Genomic DNA, 18,565 nt, shown 5'->3' with positions numbered 1-18,565 from the left:
GAGGCCCGGATGGAACGCTCGGAGATTTTCGGCATCGTTGCGCGCCAGATCCAGGCGGTGCTGCCTGATCTGCCGGACAGCGAGATTCGCGAGGATCGCTCGATGACGGAGCTCGGCGCCAATTCCATGGACCGGGTCGATGTGCTGGTGGGTTCGATGGAGGAGGCGGGGCTGGCGCTGCCCATGACGAGCTTCCTCGGCGTGACCAGCATCGGCGGGCTGGTGGACCTGCTGTGGTCGCGGCACCAGGCGGCGCATGGCTGAGCCACGGCGCGTCGTCATTACCGGCCTCGGCGTGCGGGCGCCTGGCGGCGTGCAGGATGCCGCGGGCTTTTCCGAGTTGCTGCGCGCAGGGCGGGTGGCGCCGCTGCAGGGCGAATGGCCGGGGTCGGCGATGACCTTGGGCACAGTCGATGCAGCGGCGCTGCCGAAGCCGGCGCAGCGCGCGGTGCGGGGCGGGTCCCGCGCGCTGGTCGCCGCGCTACTGGTCGCGCTGGCGGCGCTGGCGGATGCGCGCGTGACGCAGGCCGAATCTTTTGGCGTGGTGGTTGCCGGCAGCAATATCGCGCAGGCGCGCAGCTTCGACACCACGCGCAAGTTCCATCAGGAGCCCGCCTGGACGCCGCCGCGCCATGCGGCGGAGGTATTCGATACGCATCTCGCTGCCGTGGTGGCCGAAGCCACCGGCGCGCAGGGGCCGGGGCTTTCCATTGGCGGCGCCTCGGCCAGCGGCAATGCGGCGGTCGCGGTGGCCGCTGACCTGATCGCCATGGGGCGCATGCCGGGCTGCCTGGTGGTGGCGCCGCCGCTGGATTTCGGGCCGGTGGAGTGGCAGGCGCTGGCCTCGCTCGGCGCGCTGGCGCCGCCCGGCGCACCCTGCCGGCCCTTCGACCGCGCCGCCGCCGGCTTCGTCGCCGGCGAAGGCTGTGGCGCGCTGGTGCTGGAATCGCTGGAAGCCGCGCAGGCGCGTGGCGCCACGCCGCTGGCCGAAATCGCGGGCCACGCGCAGGCGCAGCAGGGCCGCGCCGGCGTGGCGCCGGATGCGGCGACGGCGCTGCGCGTGATGCGTGCGGCGCTCGGCGCGCTTCCGGCCGATGCGCTCGGCTTCATCAGCGCGCATGCCACCGGCACGCCCGCCGGCGATGCGGCGGAGGCCGAGGCGCTCGCCACACTGCTAGGCAGTGCGCCGGTGCCGGTGAATGCTACCAAGGCCATGATCGGCCACGCCATTCAGGGCGCCGCGCTGCTGGAGCTGGTGGCCTGCGTACTGCAATTGCAGGGCGGCTTCGTGCATGGCACGCCGGGCTTGGCGCAGCCGATCACGGACCGGCTGTACCTTCCGACCACGGCGCTGGAGCGGGAGTCGCTTTACGCGCTCAGCCCCGCCTACGGCTTTGGCGGGCTTGCCACGGCCGTGCTGCTGCGACACGCAAGGGACCCCGCATGAGCGACGCCATCGGCATCGAGGATCTCGGCGTCTATGCCGGCCGCGCCAGCCTCGATGTGGCCATGCTGGCGGAGGCGCGCGGGCTGAACCAGGCGCGCTTCGCCAATCTGCTGATGCGGCGCAAAAGCCTCTGTGCGCCCTGGGAGGATGCGGTCTCCTTCGCCGTCAATGCCGCGCGCCCGGTCGTCGCGGCGCTGGCGCCGGCGCAGCGCCAGGCGATCGAGCTGGTGATCGTCGCCACCGAATCCGGCCTCGATTGGGGCAAGTCCGCGGCGACCTATGTGCACCACCATCTTGAGCTCCCAAAACACTGCCGGTTGTTCGAGGTGAAGCAGGCCTGCTACGGCGGCACCGCGGCCCTGCAGATGGCGGCGGCCATGGTTGCGGCCTCGCCGAACCCCGAGGCCCGCGCGCTGGTCATCGCCACCGATCTCGGCCGGCCGGTGCCGCATTCCTATGCCGAACCCTCGCAGGGCTCCGCCGCCGTGGCGCTGCTTGTCTCCCGCAATCCCGTGGTGCTGGCGCTGGAGAGCGGCGCGAGCGGCGTGCATGGCTATGAGGTGATGGATGCCTGCCGGCCGACGCCGGAGATCGAGACGGGCGATGCGGACCTTTCCGTGCTCAGCTACCTCGACTGTCTGGAGCACAGCTTTCGTGCCTATGTCGCTCAGCAGCCGGGCGTGGATTTCGTCTCGCACTTTTCTCGATTGGCCTGGCACACGCCCTTCGGCGGCATGGTGAAAGGCGCGCATCGCAACATGATGCGGAAATTCCGTCAGGCGCCGCCCAGCGCGGCGGAGGCGGATTTCGAGGCAAGGCTGCGCGGCTCCCTGCTGTTCTGCCAGGAGGTGGGCAATATCTATTCCGGCACGGTTTTTCTCGCGCTCGCGGGGGCGCTGGCATCGTCGGATTTCGCGCCGCAAGGGCCGGAGCGGATCGGGCTGTTCTCCTATGGCTCCGGCTGTTGCTCCGAATTCTATTCCGGGCTCGCCGATGCGCGCTCCGCCGCCGCCGTGCGGGCGCGCGGCATCGGCGCAGCGCTGCAGGCGCGCCGGCCGATGGACATGCCGCGCTACGAGGCGCTGATCGCGCGCACGCGGGACGGGCTGGTGGGCACGAAGCAGATCACGGTGGCCCGCGACGGCCTCGAACAACTCTGGGAGGAAGGTTTTTCCGGCACCGGCCTGCTGGTGCTCGACCGCATCGAGAACTACCAGCGGCGCTACCGATGGGCCTGACGCTCACGCGCCGCGGCAAGGTTTTGGCCGCAACGCTGGACGCACCGGCGCGCGGCAATCCGCTGAACCGCGCCAGCATCGCCGGGCTGCACGCGGCACTCGATGAGGCGGAGGCGGATCCAGACCTGCGCATCCTGACCATCCAGGGCGCCGGCGGCGTCTTCTGCGCCGGCATGGATTTTTCCGAGGCCACCGCCACCAGCGACATGGACGAGGCCGGCATCCGCGCCCTGGTCGGCAGCCTCTACGACCTGTTCGAGCGGCTCGGCGCCAGCGAGATCGTCACCGTGGCGCTGGTGGATGGGCCGGCGACGGCGGGCGGGCTCGGCTTGGTCGCGGCCAGTGACATCGCCATCGCCACGCCGCGCGCCAGCTTCCAGCTGTCCGAAATCCTGTTCGGCCTGCTGCCCGCCACCGTCGCGCCCTTCCTGGTGCGCCGTATGGGCGCGCAGGACCCCTTTCGGATGACGTTGACGGCGGAACGCATGGATGCCGCCACTGCCCTCGCCCGACGCCTGGTCGATGAGGTGACGGAGACGCCCGCGGATTCGCTGCGCCGCCTTCTGATCCGCATGGACCGCGTGGCGCGCCGCGATGTCGCGGCCACCAAGGCGTACTTCCGCCAGCTCTGGATCATGAACGACGCCACGCGCGGCCACGCCGTCGAGACTATCGCGACCCGAATCGCGGACCCGCGCAGCATGACCGCAATCCGCGCCTTTCTGGAATCGGGAGGCGCGCCGTGGAGGACGCCGTAGCCCTGCACTGGCAAGGCGAGATCGCCATCGTCACGCTGCAGGACCGCGCTGGCCGCAACACGTTTTCGGTTGCCCTCGTCTCCGGCCTCGCCGCCGCCTTTGCCGCGATCGAGGCGAACCCCGCTGCAAAGGTCGTCGTGCTGCATGGCGCGGAGGGCATCTTCTGCGCCGGCGGCACGCTCGAGGAACTGATCGGCATCGCCGACGGCCGCCAGAAATTCGACGAGGCCGGCTTCTACCGCATGCTGCTCGACTGTCCGCTGCCGGTGATCTCGGCGATGGATGGGCATGCGCTGGGTGGCGGGCTGGTCTTCGGCCTTTATGCGGATCTGTCCGTACTCGCGGTGGAATCGCTCTACGCCACCAACTTCATGAAATACGGATTCACGCCGGGCATGGGCGCGACGCTCATCGTGCCGCACCGGCTCGGCAATGCCCTGGCGAACGAGATGCTCTTCACCGCCAATGGCTATCACGGCGGCGCGCTGCGGGAGCGTGGCCTGGGCCTGCCCGTGGTGAAGCGGGCGGAGGTGCTGCCCACCGCGCTGCGCCTGGCGCGCGATCTGGCCGCGAAACCGGCAGTTGCGCTGCGCCTGCTGAAAGCAGCCCTGGCCACGCCGATCCGCGACGCCCTGCCCGCCGCCGTGGCGCGCGAACAGGCGATGCATGAGGTCACCTTCGCTCAACCCGGCATCCACCAGCAGATCCGCAGCCGCTTCGGCGCGTGAGCATTTTCAAGCCCGGCGTGAGAGCCGGGCGACTCGGAAAATGCGACCAGCAACAAGCCCCCTACAGCTGCGATTCGATCGGCAGCCAGCGTAGCACCCGCGCCAGCACGCGGCGGCGCAACGAGGCATCGGGCTCGCCATGCAGCTTGCGCAGCACGCCCTGGGGCCCGGCGCCGGTCCAGGTCAGCCGCCCCTCCTCCAGCCCCAGCCGCCAGCTGCGCGCCGGATCGGCGAGCCGGTCATGCTCCGCCCGCAATTCGCGCGCCAGCACGGGGTGGTGCACGAAGGCGCCCATTTCCGTGTTCAGCGCGGCGGAGCGCGGGTCGAGGTTGAAGGAGCCGACGAAGATCGGACCGTCATCCACCACGAAGGCCTTGGTATGCAGGCTGGCGCCGCGCGACCCGAAGGCGCTGGTGCTTTCATCCTCGCCGCTCGGCTTCAGCTCGAACAGGGACACGCCGGCGCGCAGCAGCGGTTCCCGGTAATGGGCGTAGCCGCCATGCACGGCCACCACATCCGTCGCCGCCAGGGAATTGGTCACCACCGAGACCTTCACACCTCGCGCCACCAGGTCCAGCAGCAGCGCCAGCCCGGCCTTGCCCGGTACGAAATAGGGCGAGATCAGCAGCGCCTCCCGCTGCGCCTTGCGCAGGGCATCGGCGATCTCGGGCGCAATGCCGCCGGCGGCGCGCGCCTGGCGGCGGGCAGCCAGGCCGCGCTTCGCCTTCTCCGGCGGGTCCGCCACCACCTGCACCGCAGCGGGGGCGATGGCGACCATGCCGCGCGCCAGCGGGGCTGCGGCGCCGTTGAAATCGCCGAGATGCGCCAGGTAGCGCACCGCCTCCGGCTCCGCCGCCGCCTCGGCCAGGGCGCGGCGCAGCTTGGGCAGGCCGCGATGATTGTCGGCCGGCGGGCAGACCACGGCGGCGGGGCGGGCCAGGCGGTTGTGCCAATAGCGCTCGAAGACCCGCCTGGTGCCGGCGACGGCCGCGCCGGCCAGCACCAGGTCGAGGTCGCGGAAATTGAACTCGTCCGACTTGGCGCCGAAATACTCGTCACCGATGTTGCGGCCGCCCGCGATGGCCACCTTGCCATCGGCGATCCAGGCCTTGTTGTGCATGCGCCGGTTCAGGTGCCAGCCGCCGAAGAGCATTTCCAGTAGGAAGCCGGCCCGGCCGAACATGCGCCAGCGCGTGCCGTTGAACAGCCGCACCGTGATCATCGGGTGCGAATCCAGGGCGGAGAGCACGCGTTCCCGCCCCAGCGCATAGGCATCGTCCAGCAGCAGCCGGACCCGCACGCCGCGATCCGCCGCGGCCAGCACCTCCGCCGCCAGCAGGCGGCCGGTCACGTCGCCGTGCCACATGTAGTAGATCAGATCGAGGCTCCGGCTGGCCGTGCGAGCGGTGGCCACGCGCACGGCGAAGGCATCCAGCCCCTCCGGCACCAGCGCCGCGCCGGCCTCCGCCCCGCCGATCCGGGCCAGGACCTCTGCCAACGCCTGGTCGAGCGCCGAGACAAGCGGGGCTTCCTCGCCCTTCGCTTCCGGCGCCGCCAGCGTCATGGCTGGGCTCTCACGCATGCCGCTCCCTTCCCGTCAGCGCGCGAGATCTGGCGATCCGGAACGCGCGCCACAAGAAAAGCGCGCAGCAGCCTGACGGTTGCAACCCTTGGCCGGTTCAGGCCGCCTGGTGCAACGCCTGGTCCACGCCCAGGCGGATGGAGGCGGTGAGCGGCAGGTGGTCCGAGGCGACGCGGGCCAGCGCGCTGTCATGCGCCGCCACCTCCGTCACGATCCCGCGCGGCCAGCCCAGGATGCGGTCCAGCGCCAGCACCGGCAGGCGGGTGGGGAAGCTGGCGGGGCCCGGTGCCACCGGGCCGAAGAAGGGTTCGAAGGCGCGCAGAGAGGATCTGGCGCCAGGGCGCCATTCGTTCAGGTCGCCCATCAGCAGGGTGGGGATGGGCTCCTGGCCCTCCGGCTGGTCGGCCAGGGCCTCCAGGATGGCGGCGGCCTGGCGGGCGCGGCAGCGGCGCAGCAGGCCCAGATGCGCGGCCACCACGCGCAGCCTGCCGCAGGGCAGGTCGAGTTCCGCCACCAGCGCCCCACGGGGCTCGGCCCCCGGCAGGGCCAGCCGGCGGAAGCGCGCGGGCGTGCCTGGGCGCACGAGAATGGCATTGCCGTGCCAGCCATGGCCATCCGGCAGGTCGGAGACCGGCAGCAGTGCCAGCCCTGTCTCCCGTTCCAGCGCCGCGGCATCCATCAGCCCGACGCGGCGGCCGAAGCGGCGATCGGCCTCCTGCAGCGCCACCAGGTCTGCACCAAGCTCCGCGATCACCGCCGCGGTCCGGGCGGGGTCGAAGCGGCGATCGGTGCCGACGCATTTGTGGATATTGTAGGAGGCAACCCGCAGCTCCCCGGGCCCGCAGAGGGGCGCCGTGGCGCTCAGCGGCGCCATGCGGGCCGGGCGGCGTAGTTCCACCATCAACCCCTGCACCGCCGCATGGGTGCGGAGCAGGCGATCGGCAACCTTGAGGCGCCTGGGTTCCGCCCCTCGGCGAGGGTAACGGGCATTATTCGTTTCGGTCATGCGCAATTCGGGGCCGGATTCCGTCTGACGGGGCGCTCCGGCGACCCGATGGGAGGATGGAACAGCCCTGCAGAAATAGTCCCTGCAGCGGCGGCTTCCAAGGTCCCTTCGAGGCCGGGGCGTGAACATCTTGCACCTCGGGGATGAATGCCGCGTTGCAACTCCCACCCTGCGGCTCCGGTGTTCCGGCGCCGGGCACCATCCCATCGCGCTGCTGCCCCAGGCTGCGCCGCGGCGATGGGCGCGATCCGCAGGCGGCCGCCTCCGCGCTGGAGGGCGTGGAAGGCGTGGTGCATCTGGCGGCCGAGGTCAGCGTCGGCCGTAGCATGTATGAGATCGAGCGCTACGTCAGCACCAACGATGTCGGCACCGCCGTGCTGCTGCAGGCGATGATCGAGCGTCCGGCGCAGCGCATCGTCGTCGCCCCCTCCATGAGCGTCTATGGCGAGGGCCGCTGTCGTACCGCCGACGGCCGCTTCGATTGCTTCGCCGATATCTCCCGCGCTCGCAGCCTGCTGGGCTTCGCGTCACGCTTCGTGCTGCAGGACTCGCTGGGCGAACTGGCGGAATGGTTGGCGGCGCAGAAGGTGGTGGACCGCAATGCGGACATGCGGCGGCACTTGGAAGCCCGAGGCCTGGTGGCATGACCACGCCCGCCTTCGGCTTCGCGGAATGGTTCCGCCCCGTCGAATATGCGCGCACCGAGAAGGCGATCGAGGCCATGGCCGCCGCCGGCGCGACGCATCTGCGCACGCATGTCTCCTGGGCCGAATATCATTAGCCGGAGGGGCCCGCCTGGTACGACTGGCTGCTGCCGAAGCTGGCGGCGCGTTTCGATCTGGTGCCCTGCCTCCACGACACGCCGCCCTCCCTTTCCCGCACTGGCACCGCGGCGGGTCCGCCCCGACGGCTGCGCGACCATGCCGATTTCGTCGATCACGCGCTGACCCGCTACGGCCGCCACTTCCGGGCGGTGGAGCTGTGGAGCGAGCCGAACAACCTGCTCGACTGGGATTGGCGCGAGGATCACGACTGGGCGCTGTTCTGCGAGATGGTGGGCGCCGCCGCCTCTCGGGCGCGGCAGCGCGGCTTTGTCACCGTGCTCGGCGGGCCATGTCCCTTCGATGCGCATTGGCTGCAGCTGATGGGCGAGCGTGGCGTCCTGGGGGAAATTGATGTGCTGGGGCTGCACGGCTTTCCCGGCACCCGGGACAGCGAGCTCGGCGCCTGGGATGGATGGCCGCCCCTGATCGAGCGCGCCCATGCCATCCTGGCGGAGTCCAATCCCGCCGCCCGCATCTGGATCGCCGAAGCCGGCTACGCCACCTGGCGGCACGATGAGGCGGAGCAGGCGCGCGCCTTCCTGCGCGAGGGACGCCGGAGGAGCGTCTTTAACGGTGTGGCTGGCAGGATATTCCGGACAGTGTCAGCGTGCAGGAAGGCCTGCGCTTCGACCAGCGGCACTGCCATATGGCGTGGTCGATACCGCCGGCCAGCCGAAGTCTGTCGCGCGGCTGCTCTCCGCAGGCGGGCCGCCCGCGCTGGCGGAGACGCTGAAGCTTTCGGCCCCGCGCGTCGCAGCCGATTTGCGCCCCATCGTGGTCATGGGCGGCGCCGGCGGCGCTGCGCCAGGCCTATGAAAGTGCGTGTGAAATTGGGATCGTGCCCAATACGGTGGCCGCCGCCGAGCTTCCATCAACTGTGCGCCAGGATTTCGTCTTCGCGGCGGCGCGCTGGTGGGATGAGGGCAAGGGCGGCGCGCTGCTGGATGCGGCGGCCGGGCGCATCGGCTGGCCGGTGCAGGCCGCCGGGGCCTGTCGAGGTCCGAAAGGGCAGGCCTTCCATTTCGCCCATGCGCAGGCGCCGGGGCCGCTGCCGCATGCAGGTCGTGGCGCTGATGCGCCGCGCGGCGATCTTCGCCTCGCCGTCCCGCTACGAGCCTTTCGGCCTTGCGGCGCTGGCGGCCGCGCAGGCGGGGGGGGGGCGCTGGTGCTGGCGGATGTCCCCACCTATCGCGAGATCTGAAACGGCGCCGCCAGCTTTGCCGCACCGGATGACTCGGGGGGGGCTTTGCCGAAGAGATCGATGCATTGGCGCAAGATCCGGCAATGCGGCGGGCCCGCGCGACACAGGCGCGACAGCGGGCGCTGCGATTCACGCCGGGCTGGCAACTCTCGGCCCCGCTGGCCGCTTATGCAGGAGCGTTAGCTTCGTGATCTTCCGCGTGGAGCAGCCATGCGCTTCGTTTTCTACACTCACTCGCTGGTCTCCGACTGGAATCACGGCAATGCCCATCGCGCATCGTGCTGCAGGCGTATACCGGCCTTGCGCGGGCTGGAGAACTGGCGGCGATGCTGCGCCAGCCGGCATCTGCCCGTGCCGCGCTGGCAGCGAGGGGCTGAAGGCGATCCGCACGCAACGCGACAGCCGCCGCCGGCGGCAGGATGATGGCGGCGGCGCTGCGCCCCCGCGCGCCAAGCATGTGCTGGTGGCGGGCGTCGCGGGCTTCCTCGGTTCGCATCTCGCGGCGCTGCTGCTGGCGCAGGGCCATCGCGTGACCGTCCTCGACACTATGCAGACCGGGCACCAGGAGAATCTGCGGGAACTGGCGGGCCATGCGCGCTTCCGCTTCATCCGGCATGATGTCTGCGAAGCCTATGAGGAGTCGCCGGCGCTGGACGAAGTCTACAACCTCGCCTGCCCGGCCTCTCCACAGCCAGACCAGGCCGATCCCGTGCATACGATGCTGACCAATGTGCTGGGCGCGCATAAGCTGCTGCGGCTCGCCGCGCGGCATGATGCGCACTTCCTGCAGGCCTCGCCCAGCGAGGTCCATGGCGACACCGAACAGCATCCGCAGCAGGAGGACGATCGCCGGCATGTCAGCAGCACCGGGCCGCGCGCCTGCTTGGACGAGGGCAAGCGCGCCGCCGAATCACTCCGCTTCGACAATCTGCGGCTCGGGCGCGTGAATGCGCGAGTGGTGCGCAGCTTCAACACCTACGGCCCGCCCATGCGCGCGGATGACGGCCGCATCGTCTCCAACTTCGTCTGCCAGGCGCTGGCCGGGCAGAAGCTGACGATCCATGGCAGCGGCGAGCAGACCCGTTCGCTCGGCTATGTCTCCGACCTGATTCGCAGCCTGGTGGCGCTGATGGAGATGCCGGTGAATCCCGCGGCGCCGATCAACCTCGGCAATCCGAACGAGCCCAGCATCCGGGAGATCGCGGAGCTGGTGCTGCGGCTGACCGGATCCCGATCCGGCCTTGAATTGCACCCTCTGCCGGTCGATGACCCGCGCCGGCGCTGCCCGGAAATGGGCCGGGCGGAGGCCCTTCTTGGCTGGCGGCCGGACCTCGCGCTGGAGGCTGGCCGGCGCCCCGGGGCCTGGCCGCCGCGCTGCCCGGCGCGGAGGGGCCGCGGCCCGCCTCGCAGGCCCGGCCGCCGTCGCGGGATGTCCACGGATTGATGCATGGCCCGGCGCCGCGCAGACTTGCGAGGGGCGGCCAGGCACATCAGGTGCTGCGCGATCGAAGTTTGGATAAGGCGCCCGGCGTGGTGGGCGGGACCGGTCGCAGGGACGCAGCACCGGTTTCCTTCCAAGCCGACGGGTCGCATCTTGTGCCCGGGAGAAAGTAATTGCGCCAGATGAAGTCCTGCTGCTTTGAGCGATTGCGGCCCTTCCGCACCAAGACTCCATAAGGGACAGGCTTTTGCTCACTTAGTTGCGTGCGGTGAGAAACTCGTTGTTCAATGATCCTGCACGGCTGCTATGCGATCGGGATGGCGCATTGCCCAGAACAAGAGGTGGCGTGCATGGCTGATGCCGGTTTCGGCCGTGCCGATGCCGCGGAAGAGCGGCCGGAGGTTGTCGCGCTGGTCGTGGCCGTCATCGGCGCCACCCAGGCGGCGCTGGATGCGATCCTGTCCGGGCTGGCGCGGCCGCAGGATGTCATGCTGCTCCTGCTGCCGCGAGTGGGCGAGGCCCTGGCGCCACCCGCATTGCGGGCCGAGGACGGCATGCGAATGCAGGGCGGCCGTGTCGTGGTGATTCCGGAAGGTTCCGAAATGCGGATCCGCGACGGGCGGCTGCGCATCGCTGCCGTCCCGGACCCTGCCATGACGCCGCTCGATGCCCTGCTGGCCAGCCTGGCCGAGGCCGCAGGTTCGCGCGCCATCGCCGTGCTGCTTGCGGACGCCGAGGCCGGCGCCTCGCGCGGGCTGGCCGCGCTGCGGCGTGCCGATGGCTGGGTGATGGCGGAGGAGGCTGTGGCCGAAGCCGAGGTCGACCAGCGGATGCCGCGGCTTGCCATCGGTCCGGCGCTGAGCGCCTGGGCCGCCGCCACGCGCCGCAGCTTGGGGCAGGAGATGCTGCAGGCGATCCAGCAGCCGGTGGCGCTGCTCGATTCCCGGCGCCAGGTGCTGGGCGCGAATGCCGCCTTCCATTCCGCCTTCGGCCATGCGCCGGAACGGCTGGAGGCCGCGCTGCGCAGCGCCCCCCGGCTGGATGCGCTTCTCGCCGCGCCCGCTGCTGTGCAAGGCGGCAGCGAGGAATCCATCGTCGAATTACCGCTGGCCGATGGCGAGACGCGGCTGCTGCGCGTCTCGGCCAGCCGGGTGCCCGGAAGCCTGGCAGCGGAGGGCTCGGCACGGGGCGAAGGCACGGGGCGCACGCTGCTGTCGATCGAGGATCTGACGGAGCAGACGCGCCTGGCCGGGCGGCTGGAACTGGCCAAGGCCGTGGCCGAGCGGGCGGATCGCGAGAAGTCCCGCTTCCTGGCCGCCGCCAGCCACGACCTGCGCCAGCCGCTGCAGAGCATGAGCATGCTGCATGGGCTGCTGGCGGCGAAGGCGACCGATGCCGGCATGCTGCGCCTGATCGGCCGGCTGGACGAGACCATCGACGCCATGTCGGGCATCCTGGATGCGCTGCTCGACATCAACCGCATGGAAGTCGGCCGCGTGCATGCGGAAATCGCGCCGGTGCCGATCGGCGCGCTGCTTGCAAGCCTCGAGCGTGAATTCGGCGACAGTGCCCGTGCCGCGGGCCTCGCCTGGCGCATGGTGCCGAGCGATGCGGTGGTGCTCAGCGATGCGCGGCTGCTGCGCCAGGTGCTGCGGAACCTGCTGTCCAATGCGCTGAAATATACCCGACAGGGCCGCATCCTGCTGGGCTGCCGCCGCGCCGGCGGCCGCCTTCGGGTGGAGGTCTGGGACACCGGCATCGGCATCCCGCAGGCGCAGATGCAGGCGGTCTTCGAGGAATTCCACCAGATCGGCAAGACGGCGCGGGCGCGCAGCCAGGGGCTCGGCCTGGGCCTGGCCATCGCGCGGCGACTGGCCAAGCTGCTGGGCCACCCGATCGGCGTGCGGTCGCGGGAGAATGTGGGGTCCTGCTTCCATCTCGACCTGCCGCTGGCGCATGGCGGCATCGAGGCGGAGGAGCCGGCGCAGGCCACGCCGCCGGCGGCGGCGTCCATCCTGGTGATCGAGGATGACCCGACGGTGGGCGATGCGGTCCGCATGCTGCTGCAACAGGCCGGCTATGCGGCGATGCTGGCGCTTGACGGGTCGAAGGCCATCGCCATGGCGGCGGATGAGCCGCCCGCGCTGATCATCACCGATTACAACCTGCCCGGCCCCTTCAACGGCGTGGAACTGACGCTGCAGCTGCGCCAGGTGCTGGTGCCGCCGCCGGCCGCCATCATCCTGACCGGCGATACATCCGAGCGCACGCGGCAGGAGATCGGCCTGCTGGATGTGGAGCATGCGCCGAAGCCGATCCGCGCGGATGAGCTTCTGGCGCGGGTGCGGCGGCTGCTGCCGGTGCCGGCGCGCCCGCCGGCCCCGCCGCCCGCCCCCGCGCTGCAGCCATCCCGCACCGCGGCGACGCAGGCCGAGGCCGCATCGGTGCAGGCGCATGCACAGGAGGATGCGGCGCAGGCCGCCAAGGCGCAGACGGGCGGCAATGTCTTCATCGTGGACGACGATGCCATGCTGCGTCGCGACGTCGGCGAATGGCTCGTCAGCAATGGCTGGTCGGTGCAGAGCTTCCCCAGCGCGGAGGCCTTCCTGCAGGCGGATGAGCCGGGCCGGCAGGGTTGCGTGCTGGTTGATGCGGTGATGCCGGGCATGGATGGGCTGGCGCTGCTGGCGGCGCTGCGGCCGCATGCCCAGCGGATGCCCGCCATCATGGTGACCGGGCATGGCGATGTGCGCATGGCGGTGCGGGCGATGACGGCGGGCGCCATCGACTTCATCGAGAAGCCGATCGGGCGCGCCGACCTGCTGCGCAGCATCGCCGCCGCGAATGCGCGGATCGCGAATGCGATGAGCGAGGCGACCGAGCGGGCGGAGATGGCGGGGCGCCTGAGGCGGCTGACGCCGAGGCAGCGCGAGATCCTGGACCGCGTGGTGGCCGGATCCCCCAGCAAGATCATCGCGGCGGAGCTGCTGCTGAACCAGCGCACCGTGGAAAACCACCGCGCCGCCATCATGGCCAAGCTCGGTGTGCGGTCGCTGCCGGAGCTGATCCGCAAGGTGGTCTCGGCCTCCGGCCCTGGCGGCTGAGCCGAGCGCCGGCGCCTGCGGCGGGCGCCGGCGCCGGGCAGCGGGCGGCTATTCGCTGCCGCTGCCCGGGGATTGCAGCGGCTGGCCGCGGGCCACGGCGCGAGCGAAAGCCATCAGCGCGCTGCGGCGTCGCGGATCGTTGATGGTGGAAAAGACCTGCACGAGCTCGATCAGCTCGTCCGTTGCGCCGTCGGTGAACTCGGCCAGCGGCTCGGCGCGCGGCGCGGCGGTGCCGACCAGCGCCTCGGGCCGTACGCCCAGCGCATTGGCGATGCCGAGCAGCCGGCTGGTGGCAATCCGCGTCGCACCCGTCTCATAGCGGTGGAATTGCGCGCCGGTGACCCCGACGATATCGGCGGCCTCCTTCTGCGTGCGTCCGGCCGCGCGGCGCAGTTCCTTGATCCGGCCGCCGACATTCGCATCCGCCAGGGTGGGGGAGCGGTTGCCGCTGGGCGCGGCCGCGGCGGGTTCGGCACCGCTCGTATCTTCGTCGAGGAAGCCGGGCGTCCGGGCCTCGATGGGGGCACCGCGGTGATCCGCGGGCATATTCTTTGCCGTGACGTGCATTCTTTGGGTCCTTGGACGGGGCGGCAACGCGCCGCATCTTCGCAAGCCGGAGGATGTCTCGCCGGCGGTTGGACACGCGAGGATCCAGCTTCCGCTGGTCGATGCGTGCCATCAGCTCCGCGCTTGCACCGGACTACAGGCATTTGCGCCTGCGTGGCAGGACCGGAAAATACTCACGTAAAGAACAGCGGCAGGTAACGCACGAAACCGATTGTGTGCGCTACCGCCGCCATCTCGTCTGGGTTGTGTCAGAACTGCAGAAACACGTCCCCGTTCATCAGCAGCGTGGCGCCTTGATGCAGTGTCTCGCCGTTCATCGAGAGATACTCGATGTGAAGGTTGCGGTCCGTCGTGCTGGTGCCGCCCCAGGCATCGTTAATGAAACGAACGCCCAGCACGTGATCGCCCGCATCAAAGTCGCCACGCAGGGCGTAAATCTCCTGCTCCCCCTCGACATGGGATGCGTTGACACTGCGCGGCCCGCCAAGCTGGACCCCATCGAGGAAGAGCAGGAATTGCGCATCCTCCCCCCACACATCCTGCGACAGCGCCAGGCGCACCACATCGGGCCCGCTGCCGATGGTCTCGATCACGCCGGGCGCCGGCGGGCTGACGTCGAACGTGATGGAGCCGTTCCGATGCAGGGATGCGGACTGGTCCAGATCGACGCCGTTCAGCGAGATTCCCTCGATATGAAGGTTGCGGTCCTTGCCCTCCGTGCCGCCGAAGGCATCGTTCAGGAAGGTAATCGCCACCTTGTGCGGCGAGTCGGCGAAATCGCCGGACAGGGTGATGACCTCCGACTCCCCCTTGGACCTTTCGGCGCCGACCGTGCGGATGCCGCCATGCTGCACGTCGTCCACCGCGATCGTGTAGCGCGCTTGGCCTTTCCAGGCATCGCCGGAAAGGCGGATGGAGAGCAGGTCCTGCATATCCTCTGCGCTGACCAGCTCTTCCGCCGTCAATGTGAAGGTCGCTTCGCGCGTGCGCTCCAGCCTCTCGAAACGGCCGGTGGAGACGCCATCCACCAGGATGGACTTCACATAGAGGTTGCGGTCCGCATCCGCGCTTCCGCCCCAGGCATCGTTCAGGAAGGCGACCTTGACGACGTGCTGGCGCCCGGCCTCCACCTCCCCCAGCTCGTAGCGCTGGCCGCCGGCACTGTTCAGGGCGGAGACGGCGCCGCGGAACATTTCGACCCCATCCACCTTGACCACGGCGATGGGATTGCCGCGCCAGTTATCCGCGCCCAGAACGATGGCAATCGGCACCATCTCCGGCTCGGCGGGCTGCACCACGGGCGGCGGCACAACAGGTGGCGGCGCCTCGGGCTGCTGCACGACCGGCGGCGGCGGCGCGGGTGGCGTGGCCGGGCCGTGGTCGGCACCCGGCGCCTCGATCGCATAGGTCGGGTTGCGGGCGAAGTCGGCATCGGTCGCGAAGGGGGCCTTTTCCGCGATCAGCGCCTCATAGGCCGCCTTGGCGGCGGCGGATCCGGTGATCTCGTAGATGCCGGCCAGCGTCGCCAGCGCAAGCTGGGCATAGTCGCCCTCGCTGTGCTTCCAGCTGTTGTCGCCATTGCTCCAGCCCCGCGCCTCGGTCTGCGCGCCGATCTCCTCCCAGGTGTTGTAGATGCGGCCAGTCCCGGCATCGCCGATGGCGATCAGATAGGCCGCGCCGTCGCGCATCTCGAAGCCCTCATCCTCCGCCGTGAAGCGGCCGACGAGGAAGTTGGACTGCCATTCCAGGAAGGTCTTCGCATCCGCATTGCCGTTGCGCGCGGCGGCAATGACGGTGGAGGCGAAGTAGTCCTGCTGCCAGGGCGGCAGCGCGCCCGCCGTGCCATAGGCGCCGGGCACCCAGCCATGCGCCTCACCCTGCTTCGCGGTCCATTCCGGGATCATCGAGACCAGCCAGGCGTAGTTGGCGTCCGAGGCTTCCTGGAAGAAGGCCTTCTCGACGCTGCCATCCGGGCTCGCCACGGCGGCCTTGTCGATCTGGCGCAGCGACCAGGCGGCGCCGCGCACCTGGTTGCTGTCCACCACATTGTCCTCGGCGCCGCCGCGCACGGCGGGCCACTGGCCCAGGATGTTCCAGGCCGCCTGCGCCTGCAGGTTGTCCAGCATCCAGCGCGCGCCGGTCATCAGATAAGGCACGTAGGACAGGTCGGGCTGGTGCGCCGCGTCGGTGCTCCAGCCCGAAAGCGAATCGATCTGCTGGGTCAGGCCGCCGGAGCTTGCATCGCCAGGCCGGCCGACGCCGCCGCGGCCATCCAGCCAAAGATTGGGATAGGCGTTGGTGTCCAGCCAGCGGTCATTGGCGGAGTCCCAGAAGTGCCAGGGGATGACGCTGGCGGTTTCCGCCTGGCCCAGCGCATAGGCGGCGGCCCGGGCATCCTGCGTCATCAGCCAGACGGTATTCGGCATGGTGGTGAAGCCGATATCGGCGCGCCCGCCGGTGCCGGGCATGTAGGTGGCGACGCCACGGGTGCCCAGCGGGTCATCCCAGCCAGGGGCCTGCATGGCCTGGGCATAGCCGGCCAGAAGCTTGGGATCGACCGCGATGCCAAGGTCGTAATTCGCCACCGCCCCGGTTTCCTGCAGATGGGCGATGTCGTGCTGGATGTTCAGCCAGCCGGACTGCGGGGACCCGATGCCCTGGCCGCCATCCTTCGCATTGCTGGCGAAGCTTTCGTGCCAATTCTGGTACTGGCTCTGCGTCACCGTTTCCTGCAGCGCGATCTTGCCGTCCATCCGCACCGTGATGTTGGCGGTGGCGCGACCGCCCGAGGCCTGCATCGCCTGGTCGTTGTTGAACTGCGCCTCCACCGCGAAGCCGCCGCCCTTGAAGACGGTGACGTCGAAGACCATCCGATGGGAGCCGGGCAGGTCGATGCCCACCCGCGCCTGGGTGGAGAGCGGGCCCTGCTGCCAGAAGCTGGCGCTGCCGTCCTGCAGCGCGGTGCGCAGCGCCGCCAGCACATCCACTGTCTGCCGGGCGCCGCCATCTATGGCGACATCCACCGTGAAGGAATGGCCTGCCAGGCCCTGGGCCATGTCGAGCGCGGCGGGCGCCGGACCGGCCGCGGCGGTGCCGAGCACGAGGCTCAGGCTCTCACCCGCTGCCAGCGCCGGGCGGGCGACGGAGAGCACCGCCATCTTCACCGACCCGTCCTCATAGCGGGTCTTCACGTCCATCTGGACGGCGAGGCTGGTGGCGCCATCGCGGGCGGTGACGGTCGCGCCGGCCGGCACTTCGCCGCGCTGGAAGACCTGTCCGAAGGTGGCGATACCGTCCCCGAGGCGGCCCGCCCCGGCATTCTGGAACACAAGGTCGTGGGCGGTGTCAGGCATTCGAAGCTCCTCCGGCGCCGAAGTGGGCGGCGCCACTGCCACCGGAGGTTGCATCATTTTTCCGCGAAATTTGGTTAAAAACACTTAAGGTTAAACTTTCTTCCTTGGAGTGCAAAGAAACCACGCCCTGCGCGAGGGCAATCGCCCGGAAGTCTGGCGTGGCGGTAGGTAATCGTCACAGTTACATCAGCAGGTTGTATTCGGGATCCTGCTTGGGTCCCGCCTGTTGTAACACACGCTATTACATGGAGGGGATTTCGCCGCATTTTGACCGGGTTTATGGCGATGTCATGGCCGCCCGTCGGAAGCGCCCCGCGCCTCCTCTCCGCCTGCCCCGAAGGAGTCCGCAATGCCGGATACCCACAGCACGATCCGCATGCCGATCTGGCGCGACAGCCGCCGGCGCAGGCTTCTGGCCCGGCTGGGGCGGCCGGTGGTCTGGCTGCTGAACCGCCCCGCCGCCGCCGGCTTCGGCCGCGCGCTCTATGACCTGGCGCTGCGCTGCAACGGCATCGGCATCAACTTCGCCGGCCGGCACGGGCTGACGGCGGCCGAGGAAGCCTTCCTGGCCCGCCATGCGGCGCGGCTGCAGGGCGGCGTGCTGCTCGATGTCGGCGCCAATGCCGGGCACTACGCCGCCCATCTGCGACGGCTGGCGCCCGAGGCCCGCATCCTGGCCTTCGAGCCGCATCCGCGCACCTACCAGGCGCTCTGCGCTGCGCTGCAGGGCAGCGGGATCGAGACGCTGCAGCTGGCGCTGAACGAGGATGGCGGCAGCCTGGAGCTGCACGACTTCGCCGCCGGCGACGGATCCACCCAGGCGAGCCTGAGCCGCGAGGCGGTGGGCTTCTACAGCGCCGCAACGGTGTCCCACCACGTCGACTGCGCCCGGCTCGACGATGTCCTGGACCAGCAGGGCATCCAGCGCGTGGCGCTGCTGAAGGTGGATACCGAAGGCTTCGACCTGTCCGTGCTGCGCGGCGCGGCGCGCGCCATCGCGGACCGGCGTATCGACATCATTCAGTTCGAATTCATCCCTGCCAATATCGCCACGCGCGTCACCATGCGCGATCTCTACGCCGCGCTGCCGGGCTATGCGATCCATCGCCTGTGTCTGAACGGCGATCTGCTGCCGCTCGGCGACTACGACGTGAAGTGGTGCGAGATCTACGTCACGCAGAACCTGGTCGCGCTGCCGGCCTGAAGCCGCGGTCCCATGCGTGGCGCCTAAAGCACTATCCGATGACACTAACTCAGTGTTTTCGGATTTCGTGCCTTGGAAACACTGACTTCCAGAGCGCGATCCGTCCGAGACG

At 70.0% G+C, this 18,565-nt stretch carries 16 protein-coding genes; 12 read left to right on the top strand and 4 right to left on the bottom strand.

What is annotated here, in order from left to right; all coding sequences use genetic code 11:
* Window positions 1-9 precede the first annotated feature (9 nt).
* From J3S20_RS02845 to J3S20_RS02825, 5 genes are read left to right on the top strand one after another with little or no spacing between them, the layout of a single operon-like run.
* Window positions 10-264, top strand: a complete 255-nt coding sequence (locus J3S20_RS02845; protein ID WP_216834420.1) for a phosphopantetheine-binding protein — start codon at window positions 10-12, stop codon at window positions 262-264.
* Window positions 257-1,447, top strand: a complete 1,191-nt coding sequence (locus J3S20_RS02840; RefSeq protein ID WP_216834418.1) for a beta-ketoacyl synthase N-terminal-like domain-containing protein — start codon at window positions 257-259, stop codon at window positions 1,445-1,447. The genes J3S20_RS02845 and J3S20_RS02840 overlap by 8 nt, the downstream gene beginning before the upstream one ends.
* Complete coding sequence (locus J3S20_RS02835; protein WP_216834416.1) at window positions 1,444-2,685, top strand: hydroxymethylglutaryl-CoA synthase family protein; 1,242 nt, start codon at window positions 1,444-1,446, stop codon at window positions 2,683-2,685. Before J3S20_RS02840 ends, J3S20_RS02835 begins: the two co-directional genes overlap by 4 nt.
* Window positions 2,676-3,443 (top strand): enoyl-CoA hydratase-related protein, encoded by a 768-nt coding sequence (locus tag J3S20_RS02830; RefSeq protein WP_216834414.1) that lies wholly within the window; start codon window positions 2,676-2,678, stop codon window positions 3,441-3,443. Before J3S20_RS02835 ends, J3S20_RS02830 begins: the two co-directional genes overlap by 10 nt.
* On the top strand, window positions 3,428-4,171 hold the full coding sequence (locus J3S20_RS02825) for a polyketide synthase (RefSeq protein ID WP_216834413.1): 744 nt from the start codon (window positions 3,428-3,430) through the stop codon (window positions 4,169-4,171). Before J3S20_RS02830 ends, J3S20_RS02825 begins: the two co-directional genes overlap by 16 nt.
* Window positions 4,172-4,232: 61 nt before the next feature.
* Here the strand turns inward: J3S20_RS02825 and J3S20_RS02820 are convergent, their stop codons facing one another.
* Both J3S20_RS02820 and J3S20_RS02815 read right to left on the bottom strand, forming a co-directional pair.
* Window positions 4,233-5,753, bottom strand: coding sequence for a phospholipase D family protein (locus J3S20_RS02820; RefSeq protein ID WP_216834412.1), 1,521 nt, complete (start codon window positions 5,751-5,753; stop codon window positions 4,233-4,235).
* Window positions 5,754-5,850: 97 nt separating this feature from the next.
* Window positions 5,851-6,759 (bottom strand): endonuclease/exonuclease/phosphatase family protein, encoded by a 909-nt coding sequence (locus J3S20_RS02815; protein WP_246602241.1) that lies wholly within the window; start codon window positions 6,757-6,759, stop codon window positions 5,851-5,853.
* A 155-nt stretch (window positions 6,760-6,914) separates the two neighbouring features.
* Here J3S20_RS02815 and J3S20_RS02810 point away from each other — a divergent pair, with 155 nt between their 5' ends.
* The 6 genes from J3S20_RS02810 to J3S20_RS02785 all read left to right on the top strand — a co-directional run bounded on the left by J3S20_RS02810 (window position 6,915) and on the right by J3S20_RS02785 (window position 13,329).
* Complete coding sequence (locus tag J3S20_RS02810; protein ID WP_246602240.1) at window positions 6,915-7,406, top strand: NAD-dependent epimerase/dehydratase family protein; 492 nt, start codon at window positions 6,915-6,917, stop codon at window positions 7,404-7,406.
* Window positions 7,403-7,540 (top strand): hypothetical protein, encoded by a 138-nt coding sequence (locus tag J3S20_RS02805; RefSeq protein WP_216834410.1) that lies wholly within the window; start codon window positions 7,403-7,405, stop codon window positions 7,538-7,540. Before J3S20_RS02810 ends, J3S20_RS02805 begins: the two co-directional genes overlap by 4 nt.
* 694 nt (window positions 7,541-8,234) lie before the next feature.
* Complete coding sequence (locus J3S20_RS02800; RefSeq protein WP_216834409.1) at window positions 8,235-8,399, top strand: hypothetical protein; 165 nt, start codon at window positions 8,235-8,237, stop codon at window positions 8,397-8,399.
* A 22-nt stretch (window positions 8,400-8,421) separates the two neighbouring features.
* Window positions 8,422-8,784: a hypothetical protein gene (locus tag J3S20_RS02795; RefSeq protein WP_216834408.1), complete on the top strand. Its 363-nt coding sequence runs from the start codon at window positions 8,422-8,424 to the stop codon at window positions 8,782-8,784.
* Window positions 8,785-9,247: 463 nt separating this feature from the next.
* A complete protein-coding gene (locus J3S20_RS02790; protein WP_343215138.1) occupies window positions 9,248-10,228 on the top strand; it encodes an NAD-dependent epimerase/dehydratase family protein in 981 nt (326 codons plus the stop codon).
* Between the two features lie 347 nt (window positions 10,229-10,575).
* Window positions 10,576-13,329 carry a response regulator gene (locus J3S20_RS02785; RefSeq protein WP_216834405.1) on the top strand — a complete coding sequence of 918 codons (2,754 nt, stop codon included), beginning with the start codon at window positions 10,576-10,578 and terminating at the stop codon, window positions 13,327-13,329.
* 48 nt (window positions 13,330-13,377) lie between these two features.
* Here J3S20_RS02785 and J3S20_RS02780 read toward each other — a convergent pair whose 3' ends face one another.
* Entirely contained in the window at window positions 13,378-13,875 is a 498-nt protein-coding gene (locus tag J3S20_RS02780) for a helix-turn-helix domain-containing protein (RefSeq protein WP_216834403.1), read from the bottom strand.
* 269 nt (window positions 13,876-14,144) lie between these two features.
* A complete protein-coding gene (locus J3S20_RS02775; protein WP_216834400.1) occupies window positions 14,145-17,249 on the bottom strand; it encodes a carbohydrate-binding domain-containing protein in 3,105 nt (1,034 codons plus the stop codon).
* A gap of 349 nt (window positions 17,250-17,598) precedes the next feature.
* Between J3S20_RS02775 and J3S20_RS02770 the strand changes: the two genes are divergently transcribed.
* A complete protein-coding gene (locus J3S20_RS02770) occupies window positions 17,599-18,453 on the top strand; it encodes an FkbM family methyltransferase (RefSeq protein WP_216834398.1) in 855 nt (284 codons plus the stop codon).
* Window positions 18,454-18,565 lie beyond the last annotated feature (112 nt).

The sequence above is a fragment of the Falsiroseomonas tokyonensis genome (assembly GCF_019024325.1).
Classification (GTDB): domain Bacteria; phylum Pseudomonadota; class Alphaproteobacteria; order Acetobacterales; family Acetobacteraceae; genus Falsiroseomonas; species Falsiroseomonas tokyonensis.
This window is presented reverse-complemented; position numbering and strand designations above follow the sequence as displayed.

Coding starts and splice junctions, on each gene's coding strand:
- J3S20_RS02815 (WP_246602241.1), bottom strand. CDS start 6,759: ATGACCGAAACGAATAATGCCCGTTACCCTCGCCGAGGGGCGGAACCC.
- J3S20_RS02770 (WP_216834398.1), top strand. CDS start 17,599: ATGCCGGATACCCACAGCACGATCCGCATGCCGATCTGGCGCGACAGC.
- J3S20_RS02820 (WP_216834412.1), bottom strand. CDS start 5,753: ATGCGTGAGAGCCCAGCCATGACGCTGGCGGCGCCGGAAGCGAAGGGC.
- J3S20_RS02835 (WP_216834416.1), top strand. CDS start 1,444: ATGAGCGACGCCATCGGCATCGAGGATCTCGGCGTCTATGCCGGCCGC.
- J3S20_RS02830 (WP_216834414.1), top strand. CDS start 2,676: ATGGGCCTGACGCTCACGCGCCGCGGCAAGGTTTTGGCCGCAACGCTG.
- J3S20_RS02785 (WP_216834405.1), top strand. CDS start 10,576: ATGGCTGATGCCGGTTTCGGCCGTGCCGATGCCGCGGAAGAGCGGCCG.
- J3S20_RS02840 (WP_216834418.1), top strand. CDS start 257: ATGGCTGAGCCACGGCGCGTCGTCATTACCGGCCTCGGCGTGCGGGCG.
- J3S20_RS02780 (WP_216834403.1), bottom strand. CDS start 13,875: ATGCCCGCGGATCACCGCGGTGCCCCCATCGAGGCCCGGACGCCCGGC.
- J3S20_RS02775 (WP_216834400.1), bottom strand. CDS start 17,249: ATGCCTGACACCGCCCACGACCTTGTGTTCCAGAATGCCGGGGCGGGC.
- J3S20_RS02805 (WP_216834410.1), top strand. CDS start 7,403: ATGACCACGCCCGCCTTCGGCTTCGCGGAATGGTTCCGCCCCGTCGAA.
- J3S20_RS02845 (WP_216834420.1), top strand. CDS start 10: ATGGAACGCTCGGAGATTTTCGGCATCGTTGCGCGCCAGATCCAGGCG.